This is a genomic window from Corynebacterium sp. KPL2861 (genome assembly GCF_040225475.1).
Classification (GTDB): domain Bacteria; phylum Actinomycetota; class Actinomycetes; order Mycobacteriales; family Mycobacteriaceae; genus Corynebacterium.
Genome location: NZ_JBEHFW010000007.1, coordinates 77,300 through 99,201 on the forward strand (window position 1 = coordinate 77,300; position 21,902 = coordinate 99,201).

The window sequence follows — 21,902 nt, forward strand, 5'->3', positions numbered from 1 at the left end:
GTAACTATTGTTACTTAAGTGGCTAATGTGACTAAAGTTTTTCTTCGATTTACCTATCTCTTGTCCGCGCTCCTAGTGGCAGGCGCAGCCTTAAGCGTGCCGGCAATGGCGCAGGAACAAGAAGATGTCGGATCACCGGTAGAACCGACGCACCCAGTGCCTGTGCCAGAACAAGACCACCACTCCGGCGAGCCCGTGATTCCAGAACCAGATGGCTCGCATTTGCTTCCAGAAGGCGTAACTGAATCGACGCCCCGCGATGTTGAGGCGCACACGCCTGATGACGGTGAGCCACCAGTTCCGGGTAATTCGGAGCCGGCTCCTCCTGCACCTTCTGCTGATCCCAGCATTAATCCTGATCCGCCCATTGCACCGGGAACTATGGAATCGCTCGAGATGGAACACGAAGGAAAACAGCGCCGCTACCTGGTGCGTATCCCCGATAATTATTCGCCCGAGAAACCATCCCCGGTGCTTTTTGGATTTGGCGGTTGGGGAGATTCCCCGGAAAACTTCTCCAGTTACGCCCGAATGGGAAATACGTCAGCCACCGATGAGGCCATCATCATTTACCCGGAGGGCTACGAACGCGCTTGGGAAGCAGCGCCATATGCCAAAACTCATGACGGTGAAGATATCCGCTTTATCAAGCGCATCTTGGATGCTGTAGATGCGGACTATCACGTGGATCGCAATCGCGTCTACGCCATGGGAATGTCCAATGGCGGGGGCTTTACTTCCGTATTGGGCTGTCACGCGCAAGATACGTTTGCTGCGGTTGCCATGGTCTCCGGAGCTTTTTATAACCCCGTTGAAACCAATTGCGGGGATGCGCCAATGCATACACTCATCATGCACGGCACCCGCGACCAGATGATGACCTATGAAGGCGGTGACCGGCACGAAGCTGGTTATCTACCTGTGCGCACCGTCTTGGGAGGGTATCTCAACCGCAATCGCTGCGATATGACCTTCCAATCCCAGGCGGATATTGGAGGAGCCGAGCGCCTGAACTTCAACGGTTGCCAGAAGGACGTGGAATTGGTCAAGGTGCCTGCCGAACACACGTGGTTTTGGCAGCCGGATACCCCAAATGTTGTGTGGGACTTCCTATCTACCAAGACACGCGTGTAGCCCTAGGCGGTACTTTTCAGGCTTCTAGTCGATGCGCGGGATCTGCGTCGTGGCATCATCGGCCTGCGGCGGCATTGGCTGTTCTGGCTCCTCAGGCTGTTCGCCGGCTAGCTTTTTCTTGCGGAAGAATTGGACATAGACCAAAAGGCCAATCCCTAGCACCAGTGCGAATGCACCGAGGCCCGCCAAAATGCCCGCCCAAAAGCTGCTCTTGGTCAGTGAGGCGGTGTAAGCGGCACCGGAAAGCGCCTCATTGTTGTGGTCCTTGCCACCCGCGGACGCGTTTGGCACCGGCGCCGTGCTGCGGTTCTCAGACTTAGCGCCCTTAGATTTGCTGTCCTTAGCTTTGCTGCTCTTGGACTTCGGGGTGGACTTGCCCGCGGATTTCTGGCCAGAACTACCGCCGGATTTGGATTGTGCAGCCTTAGAACCGGAGCGAGAGCCGCTGCTTGCCGATGCTCCCTTCGACGAGCCCCCACCCGATTTGCGCGACGCAGCACCAGAGCCGGCCCCAGAACCGCGAGCAGTGCCCTTGGTGGATCCGGACTTCGACCCAGACTTGGAGCCTTGGTTAGATCCCTGCTTCGAACCAGATTTCTTGGCTTCTTTCGAGCCTCCGGACTGGCCCTGCTTAGACGGCTTATCGCCGGATTTATCCTTGGCGTCTTTGTCCTTCTTGTTATCGCCCTCGAGGAATTTTTGGCCTTCCTTCAGGGTATTTTCCAGCTCCTTATCCAGGCCCGCGATGGCCTTATCTACGCCTTTAATATCCTTGGCCAGCTGTTCTGGGCGGGAGGTTCCGCCCGAAGGGGCACTGGCCTCGGCATCGTCGGATTCTTCGTAGTCGACACCGCACAGCTCTGCTGCATCTGCGTCATCGCCGACGAGGAATCCCGCGTGCAGGTGGTGGCGGGAGCCATCGGGAAGCTCAAAGGTAAAGCTGACGGCGTAGGTGCCCGGCTTGGTAAAAGCGAAGGCGGGGTGAGCGTGGGATCTGCCGGGATAATCCCAGGCGGTTCCGTCCTCGGTATCCATACGGACCTTGAGGTCGCCGATGCCCTCGTTTTGGAAGGCCACAATGCGGCCATCCTCGGGGCCAGACGCGATGGCCATGCTGAGAGTCGCGGTCTGCTTGGATCCGAGGTAGTCCTCGGAGAGTTCTTGGGTATTAAAACCGAGCCACGGAACATCCTCAATCTGGGTTTGCGGCAGCACCCATCCTTCCTCGGGCAAGGATGGGATATCGAGAGCAGAAATACGCTGCTTGTTCTTATCCGCTACCTCGACAGCGAATTCTTCCGACTGGTATTCCTTGCGTGCGTGGTCATCTTTGACCACAAAGTTGATATCCCCGCCATCATCTTTCAACGCCATGTCTTGGTGGCCTTCGGTAATGCGGATAAAGTCCTCAGCGCTGCAGGTCTCTGCGGCATGCGCGGTGGTTAGAACGGAAGAGGGCAGGCCCACACCGGTGAGGGTTCCCACGCTGAGGAATCCGGCGGTGCCTAGGGCAAGAGCGGTACGGCACAAGGGTTTCATGATTCGATGGTTTCCTTTCGTGGGGTGTTCTCGGAAGCGTTCGCTGGCACGCGAAGAGAAGAGTGGCCTGGCTTGCGGCGAGAGCGTAGGAAGGGATGCAGGGCCCAGACAATGAGAAAGAGGACCGTGAGCGTGAGCACGATGGTTGCGCCCGCGGGAAGATCGATGGCCCACGCCAAATAGATGCCAAAGAAGCTGCACACTGCGCCGATGATGGCGGAGAGGAACATCATCGTGGTCAGGTTGGCCGTGAGCAGGCGCGCCGTGGCGGCCGGGGTAATCAGCAGGGCGAGGACCAAGATATTGCCAATGGTGCTTACCGAAATGACCACCGCGGCGGTCACGCACAAGTAGAGGATGATATCCAGTGCAAAGACCGGCAGGCCCATGGCGCGGGCGGTCTCCCGGTCCAAGCAGGTGGCATTGAGCTGCGGGCCAAAGGCCACGACCACGGCTAGGACCACGAGGCAGACGCTCGCGGCGACGGTGATATCTGTGCGCGAAACGCCGGTCAGTGATCCGAAGAGGAAGCTGGTCAGCGAGGCGCTATAGCCGTCCGTGCGCGAGATGATCACCATGCCTAAGGCGAAGGCGGCGGCAAAAAAGATGCCGATGATGGAATCGGCGCGCACGTGGTTGCGTTGCGAAAACGTGGCGATAAGCACCGCGACGACCGCACCGGCAACCGCCCCGCCCAAGAGGACCGAGGTCTGCAGCGCAAAGGCGATGGCCAGGCCCGGGAACACTGCGTGTGAGACGGCATCACCAATAAAGGCCATGCCACGCAGCACCACATAGCAGCCGATGACCCCGCACACGATGGCGGCGATGAGCGAAATGCCTACCGCCCGGGCGAGGAAATCGAGGTGGGGATTGGTTAAATCCCGCAGGAAGTCGATAAATGAGATATCAATCATGCAGCCACTCCAATCGCAGCGAGCAACGGGGACGAGGCACTGACGCCAAACGCGTGGGTCCACGGATCTTTCTCGGCCAAAAGCTCCTCGGCGGGGCCGTCTGCAATGACCGTGCGATTAAATAGCACGAGGCGCTTGCACGTGTGCGCCGCCTCAGACAGGTTATGGGTAGACATCACGATGGATTTTCCTTGCGCCGCAAGCTCGGCGAAAAGCTCCAAAAGGGCCTCGGTATTCGGGGCGTCGAGCCCGGTAAAAGGCTCATCGAGCAGCAAGACCTCCGGCTGGATGGCGAGGGCGCGGGCGATCAGTACTCGCTGGCGCTGGCCGCCAGAAAGCTCCTCGATGGGTCGGGAGGCAAATTCTTCCATATGCACCAAGCGCAGCGCCTCCGCAGCGGCGGCATGATCCTTTTTCTTAGGGCGCTTGAACCACCCGATGAGCCCGGTACGCCCGCTGAGCACGGTGCGGTACACGTTGATGGGAAAACCCCATTCCACCTCGTGGCGCTGGGGAACATAGCCCACAGACCCGGTGACGGTACACGTGCCGGAGGAGGGGATTAGGCCCAAAATGGCGCGCATCAGCGTGGTCTTGCCCGCGCCGTTGGGGCCTAGAAGCCCAATGAATTCACCGGTACCTACCTCGAGGTTGGCGTCTTCAATCACGGTGCGGCCAGATAGCGCTACCTGCAATCCGCGCACCTGAATGCACGGCTTAGACATGGCCATCGCCTCGCTTGCGGGATTTCACGAGCACGGCAACACCGGCGATCAGCACGATAATTCCGCCGCCGACCAAAACATAAACCCATACCGGCAGGGAAGAATCTTCGGTCGCGGCGTCTGCTGGGCTCCACTCCGCATCCTGGGCGGCCTGGATATCTGCGCCATCGCCCACGGCGAAGGTCAGCACGCCATCGGTACTAAACTCCTCGCCGTCTGTGGTCTCGCCCTTGATCCGGATGCCCACCTGGTGGGTGCCAGGTTCCGTAAAAGTCCAGTTGGCGTGAGTGTGCGTATTGAGGTCTACCCAGAACTCAGACTCGCCTTTTTCTGCCGTTGACCACAGTAGCTGGGGTGCTTCAAAGCCGCCGTTTTGCAGAAAGAGGGAAAAGTCCCCTGGGCCGGAGTGGCCGAGAAATTCCATGGTGACGCCGCGATCGGCGTTATCGACAAGCGAAGGCGCCTGGGTATTCCATCCCAGCCACGGGACGCCGGCCTGCTCAGTCTGCGGGACAACCCAGACATCCTCGCCAGATTGTGCACCGACGAAGCTGAACTCATCGGTATCCGGCAGCGTTTGCTGGGCCGCATCGCCTACCGAGAACACCAGGTCATCAAGGTGGAGCCACACCGGGGAATCGCCTGCATCATCGCGGGCCAATAGCTCGGCATCGGAGCCGTCTAGCAGCGTGCCGATATCAACGTGGCCCGCATCGATGACCTTTTCTTCGCCCTCGGGCGCCACGGTTTCATCCGCGCCGACCACCTGTGCGAGGTCGCCGGCCCAAGCCGGCGTTGCGGATACGGCTAAGCCGGCGGTGACGATGCAGGCCGCCGTGCGAGTGGCCGCGCGGGTAACGGTTCGAGAAGCAAGGTTAAGCATGGTTATCTCCATTCGAAGGATGTAGGCAACGCTGCAGCGAGTCAGCATTAAATTTCATGAGATCGATATAAGTAGGCACGGCATCATCAAGCGTGTCGCCGTAAATGGGGCACAGCTCCACGTTTTGCTGCGCGGCAGCCTCCTTCAGCGTGCTGGCGCTGGCCTGTTCCACTGGCTCCACAAAGACCGCGGGAAGGTGCAGGTTCTCCAGCGTCCGGCGCAGGGCAATGACTTCCCGTGGCGAAGGTTCAATGGCGGGGTTGGGCGTCACGAACCCGGCCACCGACAGGCCATAGCCCTGCTCTAAGTAGGCATAGCCGTGGTGGGTGGTGACCAAGTGCCGGTTGCTCTGCGGGATGGAAGAGATCGCGCGGTCTACGTACCCGTCAAGCTCGCGCAGTTCTGCGATATAGGACTCGGCACGAGCGCGGTAATCGGCGCCGTGGGACGGATCCGCATTCGCCATTTCTTCAGCGATCACATCAACATAGGCAATGGCATTGTCCACGTTGTGCCATAGGTGCGGGTCCACCTCGCCGTGGATGTGTTTACCCAAGACCGCCTGGGGGAGCAGGTACGTATCCGCACCGGGCGTTCCCAAGAAGCGGTAGGCGGGATCCGGCGGAATGGGCTGCAAAACCGAGGAGGGGACCGCCACCGCGGCATCAGCGGGATCAAAATGCTGGTCTTGATCGCGCAGATCAATAGATCCCTCTGCCACGTCAGCGGCAATATCCACGTGGCCGGAATCAATGACATCCATATCCTCCGGCGGGTTCACGCCTACCGCGACGGTGAGATGCTCTACCTCAGTGCCATCTGCCTGAAAGCCCAGCTTATAGATGCCCGGTTCCGAAAAGCCCCATGAGACGTGCGTGTGCGCATTGGCTGGGAGGGTGACCGCATCATCGCTGGCGTCGATGCCATCGGCGCTATTAAACAGCACTTCCGGCGTACCGAAGGTGGAGACCACGTAGGCTGCGACATCGCCTGGCCCCTCGGCAGAGACCATGCGGAAATCCACGCCGGAGTTGCGCTGCTCGGCACCACTAATGCGCAGGCCCAACCAGATGGCATCCAGGGAGACATCTTCTACTAGCGGCACGAGGGTAGCGCCGCGGGTGGAGGCGGAGTCAGCGACTTCCACCACGGGTGCGTCCGTGGATTCGTGCAGCGTATCTATCAGCGATTGCGGTTCCAAGAGGTATCCATTGTTCAAGGCGAGGTCTGCATTGGCCACGTTGCGCACCGTGCGCAGCGTGGGCTCAAAGGTGTGCGGGTCCTTTCCACTCGGGATAAGCCCGGTGACCGAAGCATCCTCGCCTGCGACGTGGCGGGCCATATCCGCCAGAATGGGCGTCGTGGCGACCACGCTGAAGCGATCAGAGGTATCCACCGCTGCCGAGGTCGTGCAGCCTGCCGCGAGGAGGGAGACGCTACAGAGCGCCCCTACGGCCTGCAGCCCGCGCGGTACGAAACGGTAGTGGGACACTGGCATTAATTCTTTGCCCTCGCGACAGCGAGTCGTGCAATGCCCAGGCCAAGGAACAGCATGCCCAAGCCGAGCACACCGATTCCGAGTGGCATGGTGGGGGTCCCAGTATTGGCAAGAGCCGCGTTACCGCCCTTACCGGATGCGTTCGCACCGGAACCGCCAGCGGCATCCTGGCCAGCACCGGAGCCATTAGAGCCCGCGCCGGCTGCGGCGCCAACACCACAGTCGCCGCCATCCGGGTTCACTTCCGCGCCCAGGTCGAAGTGGCCATTATCGAAGGAGCCATCTGGCCTGCCACCGCCGACGACAAAGTGCAGCGTTGCTTGGCCTGCTACTTGCTTGCCGGCAGAGGTCTGGGCCACCTTGCGGATCGTCACGTCATAGGTGCCCTGCTTTTCGAAGACCCAGTTAGGGTGCACGTGGGTATTGGGGGCGATATTGTAGCTGCCTTCCACAGCGCCGTTCGCGCCGCGGAACCATTCATCGCCGACGATCTTGCCCAGGCCACCCTGGCTGTAGACCATCATGGCACCAGGGCCCTTCATATCGACGAGCTCCCAAGTAACATCACCTGGAATGTGTTCGCGCATGGAGGGGCTCTGGGTATTCGCACCGAGCCACGGCACGCCATCGACCTGCGTAGAACCAATCATCCAGGCTTGGCCGGCCGAAACAGGTCCAACATCTTCTGGCAGCTCGACGCCGGAATTATCGGAGAGGTAAAAAGTTGCGCCATCGGCATCGCGCCACTGCGGCGGCGAGACCGTATCGTCTTTAATCTGCGGGATAATACCCGGACGGCACTCTGGATCCGTGGACTGTCCGCCGCTTGCAGCGTTGCCGCCTTGGCCACCCTCGGAATTGCTGTGTCCAGCGTCATTGCCGGAGTTATCTGCATCGCCAGAACCGCCCGCAGAACGGTGACCGGAGACTGCCTCTCCGCCCTCGCCCACCTGCCAGGTATAGGTGACTGCGTTACTGGTTTGGCCATTAGAGGAGGCCTGAACGGTCATCTCATAGGTACCGGCCTCACTAAAGGCCCAGTTGACGTGGCGGTGTGCAGGACTCGGCTGGTTAATAACCTCGCCGCTGGTCAGCTCCATCGAACCGGAATTGGTCACGGCACCGACGTTGCCGAACCCAGAGGTTTCAAAGACATAGACTGAGCCCGGCCCAGAGATATTGGTGAACTCGAAGTCAACGTTGGTGAATCCGCCATCGCGTGCCGGCTGAGTATCCCAGCCCGGCCAGATGATATTTGGGTCTTGAGTTTGGGGCAGGAAGTAGGTCGATTCTCCAATCTCGGGAACGGCCTCGGTGGCATCGGACCATGCCGATTCCACGACCTGGAGCAGCACGTCATCGCCAGGGCGCTGGACGTGCGAGCCGGTGACATCTTCCTGCATGGATAGGTGTAGCTGGCCATCAGGTGCCGTGACGTAGAACGCGTCGATATGTCCGGAATCAAAGACCTCATCGAAGGCCAAGGCCGGTGTGACCGGAACGAAAAACGCGATGAGGGCGGTAATCACCGCCGCGATGATGCGGCTGCCAGGCCGGTGAGCTCTGGTGCGCGAAATGGTGTTGGTATCCATGGTTGAATTTCCTTTAAAGCGCCAGGGGGTCCCCTGAGCTGTGGATTAGTAGTTAGATGCGCCAGCCAAAGCGCTCACGAATGAGATCTTGGTTGTCGCGGAAGAAGTTGTAGAAGGCCTTGAAGGTGATGCCAAGAACCGCAGGCAAGACCAGAGCCCAAGGATTAAACGATGGCCCCGCAGGAGTAGACGGCTTAGATGGCTCGGACGGCTTCGAAGGCTTAGACGGTTTCGAGGGCTTGGATGGCTTTGCCGAGTCCGAAGGCTTTTCGGACGGCGTCTCGGAAGGCTTTTCCGATGGGGCATCGGATGGCGCAGCCGTAGAACAGGACTTCACCGCGTCATCACCAATGGCAAAGGTCAACGTCTGTGGCTTGGATGCAAGTTCTTTGCCGTCGGTAGTAGTTGCCGTATAGGTTGCCTCAAACGTGTAGATGCCCGGCTTAGTAAAAGCCCAGTGGGTATGCCTATGCGATGCGAAGGTGGTCTCGATCGTGTGATCGTCTTCGGCGGAATTGGCAAGGATGTCATATCCAACGCCCCTGGTTTTATCGATATATACGCCCCACTCAGCGCCCTCTGGCGTGTGCTTGGGCTTGAGGTTCAAATTGACTTGGCCATCTTTCATCTTGGAGTAATCCAATTTTTCGGTGTTATACCCCGGCCAGATGATGGCTTGGTTCTGCGTCTGCGGCAGGTGGTAGAAACGGTCACCGATGTTGCCAAGGAAATCGAACTCCTTATCACCCAGCTGTCGGGAGCGGGGAGTAAGCGCGTTTTTGTGCACGCCAAGTACGACGTCATCCAACGAGCGGTCTACCGAGTTCTTATCAATTTGTCCTGTGTCATCGCGTAGGACGGTGCGGAAACCATCGTCAGTAGGCAGTGCCTTGATATCGACGTGCCCGCGGTCAAGTACCTGCTTTTCGCTGCAGCGCTGAGCTTCCTCGTCCTGTGGCGGTTGAGATGGTGCAGGCGTATCGCCGGGTGCGGGTGAATCGCCGGACCCAGGTTTTTCGCCTGGGGTAGCGGCGTTGTCATCCGCGCTGGTAGAAAGCTCGCCTGTCGCTTCGTAGTTTTCGCCGAATTCGAAGGGCTCAGCTAGCACCGTGCTGCCATGTCCTGCCTTGACAGTGGAGTGCGGGAAGACGTTTACTTTGGCAATCGTGTTCTTAAAGAGTTCGCCATTGGTAAAAGTTGCCTCTCCGTGCCCGTTGGTAATTGGGGCTTCCACTGGTGCCGTGGGTTCCGCGTCGTTCTTGTCGTCATAGAGACCACCAGTCATCACGCCGCTGAAGTTATTGTCCTCCATGTCGATGATGATTTTGGTTCCTTCTTCGCCCTGTTTGCGCATCCGCACCGTATAGCCGGTTTCTTGCAGCGTTACCTCTTCGGTGGGGGCCAGCTGGCGCGGATTTTCGGCTTCTTCCCATGCCTCTGCGGCATCAGAAGAGTCGGTGTGGACAGAAGAGCCTGGGGTAAATTCCACCTGCTGCGAGATCCAGCGCGGCGCATCGCCTTCTGGGGTAAATACCGCCTGGATATTAGACGAGTCTGGGCCCATGTACTCATCCCACTCGGCGTGGCCGTCGGCGACAGGCAGATCGGTGAGGAAGTAGCCATCGATAAGCAGCGTAAGCGTGCCGGATGCCTTATTTTCCGCATCGAAGGAAATGGTGGTGAGCTTATCGGCACCGTCCTTTTCCGGGTTCTGCTTTTTGTCCATGCTCAGGCTGTAACCAGCAGCGGCGGCATCGCCGGAGGAGGAGCTATCGAAGCGTTCCTTGAGGCTTGGGGTCTTGTCATCCTTTGGCTTTTGCCCGCCCACTTGGTAGCTGGTGGTTTGCGGCTCACTAGCCACGAGCTGCCCATCCGCCGTGCGAGCGGTGGTGCGATAGGTCAATCGATAACGGCCGGGCTTGGTAAAGAGAGTGGCGTTATGGGTATGGGTACCGGCATTGAGGTATGTAGAGTGCGGTGAGTCTTGGAAGGAGCCCAGCATGCGATGGAGCTCGGCGCCGTCTTTATCGTCCTTGTTGGTAAAAAGCTCCACGTCGCCTGGGCCATCCACGCTTAAGAGGTCGAGGAAGGCGATGTTATCGCGGAAATCTTTCACGGGAAGCCCAGTGTCTGCGCCGAAACCGATCCAGATGGGTTCTTGATTGGCGGAGGCTTGGTACGGGGCCGTGTAGTAGGTGGTGCCTGTAGGACCGATGTAGTCCTGCGTGCCGTTTTCTGGCAGGGAATACATAAAGTTCTGGCGGCGCTTACCGTCCTCGTCTTCGCGGTTATAGCCTTTGCCTATCCAGGCAACGGTGTCATCGATAAGCGGAGTTTGGCCGGAAAATTCGGATCGCAGTAGGAAGTTGTCTCCTTCCCAAAAGCTCTTGGGGGAATCGACGTGGGTTTGGGTTGCGATGTGTTTGCCATCGTCGGGGCCGGCGTAGGCGGTAGCCGGGGCAATCAGCGCGATCGTGCTGAATGCGGCCATGAAGCGAATACGAGGAGAAGCCACCAGCGCGTTACCTTTCTGCAGTTGTCAGTAGTTCACCTCGAAACTATAGAAAATGATTCCCATTACTGGATAATCTTTTGGAAACCATTCCCGTTTACCTGTGCGTTTATAATGAAACCCGTTACCATCTACCCCTTTTTGCGTGTAGTACAGTACATGGGGGCGCACTTTTGGGTGGTAGGGTGAGGCGCTGGTTTGGGCTGGTGCGGACTGTGTCCTGTGACTCCACTACGATGGTGGCCATGACTGAAGTTCGCGTTAGATTTTGCCCTTCTCCCACCGGTACCCCGCACGTTGGCATGGTGCGCACGGCCCTGTTTAACTGGGCCTATGCCCGCCACACAGGCGGAAAGTTGATATTCCGTATCGAAGATACCGATGCTGCCCGTGACTCGGAAGAGTCCTATCAGGCCATCATTGACTCCTTGACCTGGCTCGGATTGGGCTGGGATGAAGGTGTCAACGTGGGTGGCCCGCATGAACCGTACCGGCAGTCCCAGCGCATGGACATTTATAAGGATGTGCTCAATAAGCTTATCGATGCCGGACATGTCTATCCCGCCTACTCCACCGCTGAGGAGGTAGAAGAGCGGCACAAGGCCGCAGGGCGCGACCCCAAGTTAGGCTATGACAACTACGACCGCGACCTGACGCAGGAACAGATTGATGCTTTTGAGGCTGAAGGTCGCAAGCCCGTATGGCGCCTGCGCATGCCGGACAAGGATTGGGCCTGGACTGACCTCGTGCGCGGCGAGATGTCCTTCAAATCCGAAACGCAGCCTGACTATGTGGTGGCGCGCTCCAACGGCGCCCCGCTGTACACCCTGGTTAACCCGGTCGATGACGCGTTGATGCGCATTACCCACGTGCTGCGCGGTGAGGATCTGCTCTCGTCCACCCCGCGCCAGCTGGCCATGTATGACGTGCTGAAGGAAATCGGCATCGCGGAATTTACCCCGGAGTTTGGCCACCTTCCCTTCGTGATGGGTGAGGGGAAGAAGAAGCTGTCCAAGCGCGACCCGCAGTCCAACCTCTTCAACCACCGCGATAACGGCATCATCCCGGAGGGTATGCTCAACTACCTGTCGCTGTTGGGTTGGTCCCTGTCTGCAGATCAGGACATCTTCAGCATGGACGAGCTGATTGAGAACTTCGATGTCAACGATGTTCTGGGCAACCCCGCGCGCTTTGACCAGAAGAAGCTCGAGGCCATCAACGCCGATCACATTCGCCTGCTCGAGCCCCAAGAGTTTGCCTTCCGCCTGCGCAACTACCTGACGGAGTACACGGATTTCCCGGCCGATTATGACGGCGAGAAATTCGCCTTCGCCGCGGACTTAGTGCAAACGCGCATTAAGACGCTTGCCGATGCCTACGGGCTACTCAGCTTCCTTATCACCCCCGATGCTGAGCTCACCTTGGATGAAAAGGCGGCCAAGAAGAACCTGAAAGACGACGCCGTCCAGCCGCTCGAGGTGGGCATTGACACCCTTGAAGCGGTAGAGGAGTGGAAGACCGACGCTATTGAAGCCGCGCTCTCCAAGGCGCTCATTGAAGATCTAGAGTTAAAGCCGCGCAAGGCCTACGGCGCGCTGCGCGTAGCCATTTCCGGCGCCCAGGTGTCGCCGCCGCTCTTTGAGTCCATGGAACTTCTTGGCAAAGAGTCCACCTTGGCGCGCCTGCGTGCTGCCCGCGAGGTAACTCCGTACGTTCCAGCTGCGGAGTAAATCGACACCACCAGAAGTGTGGACGGCGCAGCCCGTTAAAGCGGCGGATGAACATCGAACTACACAGATGTCATCCGCCGCTTTATTTTAGCTCAAGAAAAACGCCTAAAAATGCCAGTTGCGCTGGCGATTTGGCGCATTGGGTAACGATCATTATAGTTATAACACGTTGCAGCGAGCAAGGGAGCGCAGCCGATAAGGATGCGATTCCAAGCAAGTGAGCAAATGGCCTATGGTGTAATTGGCAACACAGCGGTTTCTGGTACCGCCATTCTAGGTTCGAGTCCTGGTAGGCCAGCAGTGAAAATGCTTTTTGAAGCAGGCTCACTAGTTCTATGCCCCGTTCGTCTAGAGGCCTAGGACGCCGGCCTCTCACGCCGGTAACACGGGTTCGAATCCCGTACGGGGTACAAATATAGGTGGTTTCACGTTTCTGACCTGCAAAGTTCACGAAACCACGCACTGTCAAAAGAAATCCCGATTCTCGCCAATGAGAATCGGGATTTGATTTGTTTTCCCGATTCCTGGCGCTTAAGGGTTAAACGACAAAATGTGTTGTTTTCCGGCGTGTCGGGTTAAACGACATTTTGTGTTGGTGGATGCGTGGTTTAGGGCATGTGGCCTTTGCGTATTTCCATAGAGTGGTTATAGGCACTGTCGAAAGTTGCTGGTCGGCCGTATTTACGGCCGCTGGTGGCTTGTGTTTCTTGGCTGGCTAGGGTGTGCGCTTTGGCTAGGGCCTGGCCTCTGATGCGTCCACTTTCCTGGCTCGGCCTCTAGCGCGAGTGACAGTGGCTTTACAGGCGTTCCATCGCCATTGCTGGCGGATTGGTGCTTGTAGTCCCGTATTTTGGTGCACACCTCGCTACAGACGGGGCATCGAGGATGATTCTTACTCATCCATTCATCGTGAACCTAGGCGCCTAGCACATCAGCACGCCCCGGCGGTATTTCAGGTCCGAGGCTGCGTTATGTCTCCGGATAAGTGAAATAGTCCTAATACCAGCAGGCCAGACGGGCTAAACATATAACTTCACCAACACATCCTGTCGTTTAGGCCGGCCCGTACGGGCGTTGGTCTTTAGGCTGCGGCTGGGGGAGCTTGTGGCGCTACGTTACCGAACGTGTTCCAGTCGGAGACTCGCTTACACGGCTGAGTTGGAACCGGGTCGCTGGCATTCGTATTCAAGTCGAATACGACTCGGCGAAGGAACTTCTGAATCAGGTGAATGTTGACACCCGCGATGCTGAGTGCAGTCACGAGGGTCGCGTTAGCGAATCCCCGCACGAGACTGAGACTCTTGTCGCCCAACCCCATACGCCCGTTCTTGAGAAGGGCGTTTTGGCTTTCAATCGTGTTACGTCCACGGCGGTATAAAGTGGTCCAGGTTTTCCCATCTACTCAAACGGAACAAACCTGGGACACTTCAGATAAAGATTTGGTGGCGGTGTGGGGCTTTTCACGGAAACAGAGGTGGCGAGGGGCTGTGGGTGGTTTAGGGGTCCGTGTCTGCGCTGCTTACTAGGATGCGAGGCATGACTCCTAAATATTCCCAAAAGAACCCCTTTCCTCGCTGTGACATCGAGACTTGTTGGATCTGCCGAGAGCGTCCGGCCGACTCGCAGGAGCATGCATTCAAAGCCAGTCGAATCCGTGAGCTGATGGTTGATGGGGAGCCACTTCATGTGCCCGTGGACGGCGTTGTCTATAAGGTTCGCGGACCTAAGTCCAAGACTGTGAAGTTTGGAAAGACCATTTGTCAGAAGTGCAACAATGAGCTGACGAAGCCGTTTGATGATGCTTATGACCACTTCATCGCTTTTCAGTATGAGCACTTTGACTACTTCCGCGAACGTGACGAATACCAATGGTCAGAGATCTTCGAGGGGACCAACTTCACGCAACGCAACCTTGAACGCTACTACCTCAAGAATGTGGGATGCCGGATGGTTGACGCGGGTGCACGTGTGCCAGAAGAGATTCGGACATACTTGTTTAACGACTGGCAACTGCCCTCGCATAGCTTGCTCTTCTTTCGCAATTACGAAGTTGACGAAGCCTTTCGGAGCCTCAGCACAATAGACGGCGGGGAACAGGCTGATTTCATGAATCCGTACGCCAGAGCGAGCGCTATCGGACTGGACAGGAATGTCTACGTGCCGGGTCAACCGCTGGGCTATTTTGCTGCGGTAATTCAAGATGGCCCTGTTGGAGTCGTATTCCAGTGGGCAGAGCCGAGTCTCGAAGAAATCCCTCCACTCACCTTTGGCATTCAACCGAACTTCTTCATGCGGGATCGGGAAATGTTTCAAGGGCCAATCCGTGAACTACTCAACACCTGGGATGACTACACGCGAGGCATACTTCTTTACCGCGACCTTGAGAAGACTCGGGTGGAGTTGGAGAAACTTACCGCGCAATTAAAAGACCCAGCTCTGCAGCCTATTGAAAAGCTCTCTGTTTTGTACATTGCGCAGACCAAGCAGAGAAGGCTCAATGCGTTGCTCGCAGAGCTTAAGGAGTTCTTACCCGAAGCGCTTCGGCTTACAGGACAGGATAAACACGGCAACGGCTATTAAGTCTGTGCCGACCACTGTTCGCCAGACCGTCGTCTCTCAGCTCCCCGCAGAGACTGTCACTCAGACTCAGACCGCAACAGTGACTTCGACTCTTGCAGCTCCGACCGTAACCAAGACCGGGCCTGACCCTCGACGTGTCCACTTTCCGAGTTCAGGCCCAAAGTCCTCAAGAGGTATGGGGTGCTGGATCCCGATGTCCTGTTGACGTTCCCGTACGACTCAGATGGACTCCCCGATGGGGAATTGGAGTTGTGGCATTTGGAGCTTCGGCGTAGCTATCTGCACTGGCTGATTCGAAATGCCGTCGCAGTAAAGCGGGAAGGGGATAAGTTGCCAGCGTCGCAGGTGACGGGGTATGCGCCGGTGCGGGAGTGGCTTGAGACTCTCTAGGTTTTGGATTCCTCGTGGTGTCCGTATCAAGTCCAGATACGCATATAGGTGTAGTTCCTCAATTAGACATTTGTAATAGACTCAGCGCATGACTCTGGAATTATGCGTTACTATTGCTCTCGCTGCAGTAGGTTGGTTGTTTGGTTTTATTAAATGGTGGGGCCAGCATAAGCAGTCGAAGCTTGCGGAAAAGGCGCAGAGCGAGCGCGATGCTGTAGCTAAGCGCTTGACCAAGGCGCAAGAGAAGATCGCTGAACAGCAAGATAAGCTCGTGCAAGCGTCACGCGAAAATGCTGACTCCATGAAGCTTATTGCCCAGCTGCAGAAAGACGATTCCAATAGGTTCATTTGGGAAATCTCCTGGGACGGCGGGGATCGTTATCGTGTGACTAACAAGTCCCGTAGGACAGTGCACAAAGTGACTGTGATTAATGACAGCCCGATAGTGGGAGATGATGAGGGTACTGCGGAGTCGATGAAACCTGGAGATTCCATCATGTTCTTCTACGCCGCAGTTTGGGGATCCGACTACAAGGCGGAAGTGTCGTGGACTGATGAGTTCGGTAACGAATACTCTCGCCCCGTCAATTTTAAGAAGCAGGGCTCCGTCGAATTTATGGAGTAGCCGTCCCATTCGCACGCGAACTTACAGTTAGAGTCGAAGCTGGTAGCTGCATTACCATGGTGCAAGAGTATTTGCAGATCGGTGGTTTGGGCTGGCGGGCAGTTTCGTGAAAGTGCCAAATAAAATGATTCCTCCAGCCACTGCGGTTGGAGGAATTTTTCGTATGCGCGCTTGCGGTCTAAACGGGGGTTAAGTGGGTCTTAACCGGGGGATCTATTGGCGCGAATTCCCGCACTATCTGCTGATTTGTATTGTGTTTACCCATCGTTTACTGTTTAACGAGTCCGCAGCAAGCAAGTTAATTGCCCGCACAGCTTTTGATTTGCCTGCTACGTGCGAACGAGCCCCGTTCGTCTAGCGGCCTAGGACGCCGGCCTCTCACGCCGGTAACACGGGTTCAAATCCCGTACGGGGTACATATATTGGCTGCGAGCGTTAACGCTCGCAGCCTTTTTCTTTTTGCCGTTTTCTTCTCGCGCCTCCAGGAGAGTTTAAACAGCCCTCGCTGCGCCCCATTGAACATCGCGCTTTGGGGAGAGCACGGTGGGCGAGGTGGGGCATCGGAAAGCGTCTGCTGTCGCCGCAGCCCTCCCTTCGCGCTCACTGGCTCATCGAGGACTGGGGCGGGGTCAGCTGCCTGTGAACGCCAAGGGAGGGAGGATGGGGCCGCCACTGCAAAAACAACGCCCAGCGAGCCTCTCAGGCTGCACTGGGCGTTGTGTGTAGGCGTGTGGCTAGGCCATGACCTTCGTCTTCTTAATCGCCTTCTGGAGGCGCTTGTGGTAGTTATCCATGGCGGGACCCAAGAACAGGCCGAGGATGAGTGCCGGGATGGCGAAGAGAAGGAGCACGCCGAGCTCACGGAGGATGTCGGCCTCGTAAATGCCGGCGATGGCGCTGCGGAACGCGTCGATGCCGTAGGTGGCCGGCAGCCACGGGCTGACATTTTGGAACCACTCTGGAAGAAGCGGCAGGGGATAGGCGCCGCCGGAACCGGAGACTTGGATGACCAAAAGCAGAACCGCGAGGGCCTTGCCCGCGCTATCGAATGTGATAACCAGTGAATATATTATCAACATAAACACCAGTGAGATTATCCACGAGGCAAAGAGCATCATGAATGGGTGCTCGGGCTCGATCTCCACGAAGAAAACCAGGCTGAGGACGACGAGGGTGGCTTGGGCGATGCCGATGAGCCCAAAGGTAAGGAAGCGGCCCAGAAAGACTTGGTTCCTGGTGAAGTGATCCTTCTTGTCGAGGCCTTCGTTCTTCTTCAAGTACTTGCGCTCGGCGTTGGTGTGCACCAGCACGCAGGCAAGCAGGGCACCTACCCACAGTGAAAGCGTGAGGTAGAACGGCGTCATACCAACACCGAATGCAGCAACATCGTAGATGGGCTGGCGGTCCACGTTGACCGGCGAAGCGATTCGGGAGGCCAGTAGCTCGGGATCATCGCCAATGAGACCGGCGAGCTGGCTGAGGTCACCGCCGTCGCGGATCTCATCGATCTTTTGGCTGAGCTCGCCAAAGCGGCCCGCCTGCTGCTGCAATGTACCGGATAGGCTTGCGGTTAGATCGCGCACCCGCACGAGGGCATCGTTGTCATTAGAGATGGTATTTCGGATGCCCGCGATATCGCGCTTGACCGCATCAACATCGTTGGCAACCGTACCCACACTATCTCCCAGAGCCGCTAGCTGTGGCTTCAGATTAGAGTTATAGGAGTTGCGGGCGTTTTCGACGGCCTGCTTGGCGCTGGCAATCGCAGCTTGCGTTTGCTGCTTGGACTCTTGGGAATTCCCGCCGTTTTCGATGTTATCGGCCGTAGAGGTCAAGGAATCGTGCAGCGCATTGCTCTGGGCGATGCTGGCATCCAGCTGCCCCATCATGGCCGCATAGCCTGCCGCTACCGGGCCTGGGAGATCGACCTTATCGGCTTCTTTCTGGATGCTGTCCTTCACGCCTTGGAAGGCTGCGGTCTGCTGTCCCACGCGGTCCGCGGCAGTGCGGAAGGTTTGGGCGGTCTGCGCGGAGGTGGCGCTGGCATTGTTCAGCAATTCCTCGATTTGTGAGGATAGGACCTCGTAGCTCTGCGTCGTCGCGGCAAGGGACGCATCCAAGGAACCAGTGGACTCATCCAGCGTGGACTTTAAGATATCGATGGGTGATTCGCCGTTGTCATTGGTGGTACTGGAGGCCTGGTTTCCCGCTTCATTCAGGATGTTATTGGCCGCCTGGGTGAGCGGAATGGTGGAATCTACCAGGTTACTCAGCGCCATGACCGTGCCAGAGGCTGCATCGAGGCGCGACTGTACGGTATTGACTCGGTTGTGCACGTTGTTGAGCGCGGCCTGGGTATCGCCCTCATCAAGGTACTGGTCCAGCGAGGAAATGACGCCAAGACCCACATTGGACACAACGCGGGTAAAGGACTCGTCGATCTTCTCGATCACACCGGTAGCGCTGCGTTGGGTAATCGTGGTCGACAGCGCGTTCTTCTTCTCATTGGTATAGAGATTAAGTTTGCTTGGCTCGGTGCCTTCCACGTAGAAAGTGAGGAGGTTTGAGCTGAAATCCTTGGGCAAGACGATGCCTGCGTAGTACTCACCGGACTTGGTGCCCTCTACGGCATCATCGCTATTGGTAAGAACCCAATTGATTTCGTCGTTGCGGCTGAGCTGGGATAAAACCTCATCTCCCAAGTTAAGCTTGAGCGAAGCTAGGTCGCTTTGGTGGCCCTCGTCCTCACTGGCGACGGCGATTTTGAGCTGTTTGGTATTGGCAAACGGGTCCCAGCTGGCGAGCACGTTAAAGGTGGTAAAAAGCAGCGGGATAATGGCGAGGCCGAAAATGATGACGGCGGTCATTACGTTGCCACGGATGGCCTTGAGGTCATCGCGGAGAATGGTCAGGATGTTGTTCATGACTTATCTCCCTTTCCGGTTTCTTCGCCGTCGTCGGCGGGCTTATCTGTGGTATCGCCCTGCGATTGTGGGGTAGAAGATATTTCGGGGTGTTTATCCGACTGGACATCTTCTAGCCGATACTGATTGGGGTTTTGGCGTTGATGTTCTAGGTGCTGCTGAATTTCTTCATCGCTGAGATCCGCCAAGCGGTTATCGTGCGCGATGCTTTGTTTCACGTATTCCAGCGAGCAAATGACCGCGACCGCAATCAGCGCCACAAGGCACGCAATGCCGAAAAGAATCGCTTTCTGTTCCGGCATGAACCGGGAGCAAATCACGAGTGCGAGCACCAAGGCTATCCCGATGGCGATCGTGAGCTTCATTAGCTGAGAATAATTCTTCCGGGCGGTCATCCACTTGGTATCCAAGCTCTTTTGGTATCCCTCGCGGTCCGCGGAAGCATACAGGAGGTCGGTAAAACGGTAGCGGCTGCCGATCAGGTGGACCTGCTCGTTGATAACGAGCCCGCCCTTGGCCAGCTCATCATTGACCAGCATGGTGACATTGGACAACCCGCGCCTTAAGAAGGTGCCCATGAGGTAGGCGACAACTGCCATGCCGGTCAGCGCGGCGATATCGCGGATGTAATGGGTGCCGTAGAACCCGCCTACCGTCTCGCGCATGGCATCGATGCCGTAGGTAAAGGGCAAGAAGGGGTGGACGGCGCGGAAGAAGTCCGGCGTCATTTCGATGGGGTACAGGCCTGATGCGCCGGGAATCTGAATGAAGGCCAAGACCACCGCTATGCCGCGGCCCACGTGACCGAATGTCGAGACGAGGCCATAGGTAATGCTAAGGTAGCACAGGCTGATAAATACAGAGGTAAGGATATAAGCGGTGGCGCTGACGTGCTCAACGCCGATGACTAAGTTACCGATGGAAACAATAAGCGCCTGGGCAATGGCGAAAAAGCCGAGGAGCAAGAAGCGCGAGAAGTACGCCTTATTGATGGTCAAATCTCGGCGGCCCTGTGGGTCAACCTCGGCGCGGAAAATGATTAGGAGCATAAAGGCACCGATCCACAGCGTGAGGTTGATAAACAGCGAGGACATGCCGGAGCCGTAATGCGCGACGGGGAAGACTGCATGGCTTTCCATCTCTGCGGGCGAGGAAAGGAATGAAGACACGTGGTCCGTATCAAGACCGTTGACGGACTTCAGCACGGTATTGTTATTGGCCGTGTTGCTCAAGGCAATAACATCGGTGCGCGCGGAACGAAGACCTTCTTCAACGCGATCCAGATCAACCGAGAAGCGCTTTACCACTTCTTGGGCGTGGGTCAACTGCTCGTCGACGCCCCCGAGAAGCCCGTCCGTTTGCCCAACCAGAGCCTTTTGGCTGTTGAGCGAGGCAGATAGCCGCCCAGCGGTAGCGGAGACATTAGAAAGCGCAGAATTGAGCTTAGGTAAGCCGTTGGCCACGTCATCGCGCAGTCCGTGGGAATCATCGCGGGCCTGGGATGCCATGGAATTGAGCAATTCCGAGGTCTTATTCAGCGAATCAAGGGTGGCATTAGTATCGCTATTAAGGGAATCCAGCTCTCCTAGCACCGCGCGGTTTTGATCGTTGCGGTCACGCAGATCAGAAACCGACTGGTTGATCTGCTGGGAGACCTCTGGAGGAAGGGCTGGCAGGGAAGCGACTCCGGCTAATTGGTCGATGGCTTTATCAGCCTGACCGAGGATGCCTTGGGCGCCGTCTGTCGCGGCATCGACGCGGTTGAGAGCGCCGTTTAACCGCCCGGTGACAGAACCGATATTGGCATTGGCGTTTGCGGTGCCATCGGCAAGCGCAGTCGTGCCTTGGATATAAGCGGCTGTTGCATCGTCGGCGAAGGAAGTAACTTCCTTTTGCACCTCGTCGGTCAAGGAGGTGACCTGGTTTAAGGCCTGCTGCGCGTCATCAATCGTGGTCTGCACAGAGCCGAGGGACTGACGAGCCTGTGCGATGGTGGGGCGAGCATCGTCGATAGTGGTGTTGACATCCGCCAAGGAATTGCGCGAATTGGCCACGGTATCGGCGGTCTCTGAGAAAGAATTCGCGGTATCACCCGCGGTGCTATTGATCCTATCGCTGAGGTCGCCGCCGGAGTTTCTCAACTCGGTGGAAACCGATTTCGCGACGTTTTCATTAAAGGTCGCGCTAATCGTGGTTTCGAGGGTAGAAGAACCAGAGTCAGTGACCTTGGGGGCAATGGCATTGATTTTTTCATTGACCTGATACTCCAAGGTGGGCTGAGAATAGGTGCCTTGGAACAGGCTGACAAAGTCGGAAGAAAAATCCTCCGGCACGATGATGGATGCAAAAACGTCGCCGGATTTCACGGCGTGTTCAGCCTCGCCGCGGTCCATAAACTGCCAGCCGAGCCTGTCATTGTTGTGCAGCTTTTCCATCATCTGCCCGCCGACGTCAATATCGCCGGTGAGATCTGACGAGGCACCCTTGTCCTCGTTCACCACGGCTACCTTGAGGTGTTCGGTATTGCCATAGGGGTCCCAGAAACCGGAGACATTGACCCAAGAATATAAGGCAGGGGTAATCATCAAACCGATGAGAATCACCCAGACTTGCGGCGTCCGCCACAGGCGGACGAAGTCTTGGAGAAAAAGCTTCCAACTAGTAATCACTCGAAAGACCGTAGCACTGAAACGGTGTTAACTAATAGTCATGCAGGCAGATTCCGCGAAATTGACAGCTTGATTGCCTCTTGGCCACCGTGCGACGTACGCAATTGTGGCTAGGGCTAATAAAAGGTTAATTCACGCTGGGCTAATGCGCAGAAAAACGCCGCGATACTCCATGCATCAAAGC

Annotated in this window: 13 protein-coding genes, 3 tRNA genes and 1 pseudogene; 7 read left to right on the forward strand and 10 right to left on the reverse strand. The window is 57.1% G+C overall.

Annotation, left to right across the window (positions count from 1 at the left end; genetic code table 11):
• Positions 1-27: 27 nt before the first annotated feature.
• Positions 28-1,134, forward strand: coding sequence for a CE1 family esterase (locus ABRP84_RS07100; protein WP_349853157.1), 1,107 nt, complete (start codon positions 28-30; stop codon positions 1,132-1,134).
• A 24-nt stretch (positions 1,135-1,158) separates the two neighbouring features.
• Here the strand turns inward: ABRP84_RS07100 and ABRP84_RS07105 are convergent, their stop codons facing one another.
• The 7 genes from ABRP84_RS07105 to ABRP84_RS07135 are packed head-to-tail and all read right to left on the reverse strand — an operon-like array spanning position 1,159 to position 10,779.
• The gene (locus tag ABRP84_RS07105) at positions 1,159-2,673 is read right to left on the reverse strand and encodes a choice-of-anchor M domain-containing protein (RefSeq protein ID WP_023026421.1); all 1,515 of its coding nucleotides are present in this window, start codon (positions 2,671-2,673) and stop codon (positions 1,159-1,161) included.
• The gene (locus ABRP84_RS07110) at positions 2,670-3,590 is read right to left on the reverse strand and encodes an anchored repeat-type ABC transporter permease subunit (RefSeq protein ID WP_349853158.1); all 921 of its coding nucleotides are present in this window, start codon (positions 3,588-3,590) and stop codon (positions 2,670-2,672) included. The genes ABRP84_RS07105 and ABRP84_RS07110 overlap by 4 nt, the downstream gene beginning before the upstream one ends.
• Positions 3,587-4,321 (reverse strand): anchored repeat-type ABC transporter ATP-binding subunit, encoded by a 735-nt coding sequence (locus ABRP84_RS07115; RefSeq protein WP_370657774.1) that lies wholly within the window; start codon positions 4,319-4,321, stop codon positions 3,587-3,589. The genes ABRP84_RS07110 and ABRP84_RS07115 overlap by 4 nt, the downstream gene beginning before the upstream one ends.
• Entirely contained in the window at positions 4,308-5,198 is an 891-nt protein-coding gene (locus ABRP84_RS07120; protein WP_349853159.1) for a choice-of-anchor M domain-containing protein, read from the reverse strand. Before ABRP84_RS07120 ends, ABRP84_RS07115 begins: the two co-directional genes overlap by 14 nt.
• The gene (locus ABRP84_RS07125) at positions 5,191-6,696 is read right to left on the reverse strand and encodes an anchored repeat ABC transporter, substrate-binding protein (RefSeq protein ID WP_349853160.1); all 1,506 of its coding nucleotides are present in this window, start codon (positions 6,694-6,696) and stop codon (positions 5,191-5,193) included. Before ABRP84_RS07125 ends, ABRP84_RS07120 begins: the two co-directional genes overlap by 8 nt.
• Complete coding sequence (locus ABRP84_RS07130) at positions 6,696-8,288, reverse strand: choice-of-anchor M domain-containing protein (RefSeq protein WP_349853161.1); 1,593 nt, start codon at positions 8,286-8,288, stop codon at positions 6,696-6,698. Before ABRP84_RS07130 ends, ABRP84_RS07125 begins: the two co-directional genes overlap by 1 nt.
• A 52-nt stretch (positions 8,289-8,340) precedes the next feature.
• On the reverse strand, positions 8,341-10,779 hold the full coding sequence (locus ABRP84_RS07135) for a choice-of-anchor M domain-containing protein (RefSeq protein WP_349853162.1): 2,439 nt from the start codon (positions 10,777-10,779) through the stop codon (positions 8,341-8,343).
• 257 nt (positions 10,780-11,036) lie between these two features.
• Between ABRP84_RS07135 and gltX the strand changes: the two genes are divergently transcribed.
• From gltX to ABRP84_RS07150, 3 genes are all read left to right on the forward strand, one after another.
• Complete coding sequence (gene gltX / locus ABRP84_RS07140) at positions 11,037-12,530, forward strand: glutamate--tRNA ligase (protein WP_239267982.1); 1,494 nt, start codon at positions 11,037-11,039, stop codon at positions 12,528-12,530.
• 226 nt (positions 12,531-12,756) lie between these two features.
• Positions 12,757-12,828 (forward strand) — tRNA-Gln (locus tag ABRP84_RS07145).
• 39 nt (positions 12,829-12,867) lie between these two features.
• Positions 12,868-12,940 (forward strand) — tRNA-Glu (locus ABRP84_RS07150).
• Positions 12,941-13,138: 198 nt separating this feature from the next.
• Here the strand turns inward: ABRP84_RS07150 and ABRP84_RS11280 are convergent.
• Positions 13,139-13,270, reverse strand: a pseudogene (locus tag ABRP84_RS11280) (IS1249 family transposase); the annotation flags it as partial.
• A gap of 796 nt (positions 13,271-14,066) precedes the next feature.
• Here ABRP84_RS11280 and ABRP84_RS07155 point away from each other — a divergent pair.
• From ABRP84_RS07155 to ABRP84_RS07165, 3 genes are all read left to right on the forward strand, one after another.
• Positions 14,067-15,110 carry a hypothetical protein gene (locus ABRP84_RS07155; protein WP_349853163.1) on the forward strand — a complete coding sequence of 348 codons (1,044 nt, stop codon included), beginning with the start codon at positions 14,067-14,069 and terminating at the stop codon, positions 15,108-15,110.
• Positions 15,111-15,588: 478 nt separating this feature from the next.
• Complete coding sequence (locus ABRP84_RS07160) at positions 15,589-16,125, forward strand: hypothetical protein (protein WP_349853164.1); 537 nt, start codon at positions 15,589-15,591, stop codon at positions 16,123-16,125.
• 343 nt (positions 16,126-16,468) lie between these two features.
• Positions 16,469-16,541 (forward strand) — tRNA-Glu (locus ABRP84_RS07165).
• 318 nt (positions 16,542-16,859) lie between these two features.
• On the opposite strand, the gene ABRP84_RS07170 is transcribed toward ABRP84_RS07165, so the two are convergent.
• Together ABRP84_RS07170 and ABRP84_RS07175 are read right to left on the reverse strand one after the other, a co-directional pair.
• The gene (locus ABRP84_RS07170) at positions 16,860-19,049 is read right to left on the reverse strand and encodes a YhgE/Pip domain-containing protein (protein WP_349853165.1); all 2,190 of its coding nucleotides are present in this window, start codon (positions 19,047-19,049) and stop codon (positions 16,860-16,862) included.
• Entirely contained in the window at positions 19,046-21,718 is a 2,673-nt protein-coding gene (locus ABRP84_RS07175; RefSeq protein ID WP_349853166.1) for a YhgE/Pip family protein, read from the reverse strand. The genes ABRP84_RS07170 and ABRP84_RS07175 overlap by 4 nt, the downstream gene beginning before the upstream one ends.
• Between the last annotated feature and the right edge of the window lie 184 nt (positions 21,719-21,902).

What these genes read in the sequence shown, in the direction of transcription:
- ABRP84_RS07155 (WP_349853163.1), top strand. Translation starts at nt 14,067, where the DNA reads ATGACTCCTAAATATTCCCAAAAGAACCCCTTTCCTCGCTGTGACATC.
- gltX (WP_239267982.1), top strand. Translation starts at nt 11,037, where the DNA reads ATGGTGGCCATGACTGAAGTTCGCGTTAGATTTTGCCCTTCTCCCACC.
- ABRP84_RS07120 (WP_349853159.1), bottom strand. Translation starts at nt 5,198, where the DNA reads ATGCTTAACCTTGCTTCTCGAACCGTTACCCGCGCGGCCACTCGCACG.
- ABRP84_RS07125 (WP_349853160.1), bottom strand. Translation starts at nt 6,696, where the DNA reads ATGCCAGTGTCCCACTACCGTTTCGTACCGCGCGGGCTGCAGGCCGTA.
- ABRP84_RS07110 (WP_349853158.1), bottom strand. Translation starts at nt 3,590, where the DNA reads ATGATTGATATCTCATTTATCGACTTCCTGCGGGATTTAACCAATCCC.
- ABRP84_RS07130 (WP_349853161.1), bottom strand. Translation starts at nt 8,288, where the DNA reads ATGGATACCAACACCATTTCGCGCACCAGAGCTCACCGGCCTGGCAGC.
- ABRP84_RS07115 (WP_370657774.1), bottom strand. Translation starts at nt 4,321, where the DNA reads ATGGCCATGTCTAAGCCGTGCATTCAGGTGCGCGGATTGCAGGTAGCG.
- ABRP84_RS07105 (WP_023026421.1), bottom strand. Translation starts at nt 2,673, where the DNA reads ATGAAACCCTTGTGCCGTACCGCTCTTGCCCTAGGCACCGCCGGATTC.
- ABRP84_RS07135 (WP_349853162.1), bottom strand. Translation starts at nt 10,779, where the DNA reads ATGGCCGCATTCAGCACGATCGCGCTGATTGCCCCGGCTACCGCCTAC.
- ABRP84_RS07160 (WP_349853164.1), top strand. Translation starts at nt 15,589, where the DNA reads ATGACTCTGGAATTATGCGTTACTATTGCTCTCGCTGCAGTAGGTTGG.
- ABRP84_RS07170 (WP_349853165.1), bottom strand. Translation starts at nt 19,049, where the DNA reads ATGAACAACATCCTGACCATTCTCCGCGATGACCTCAAGGCCATCCGT.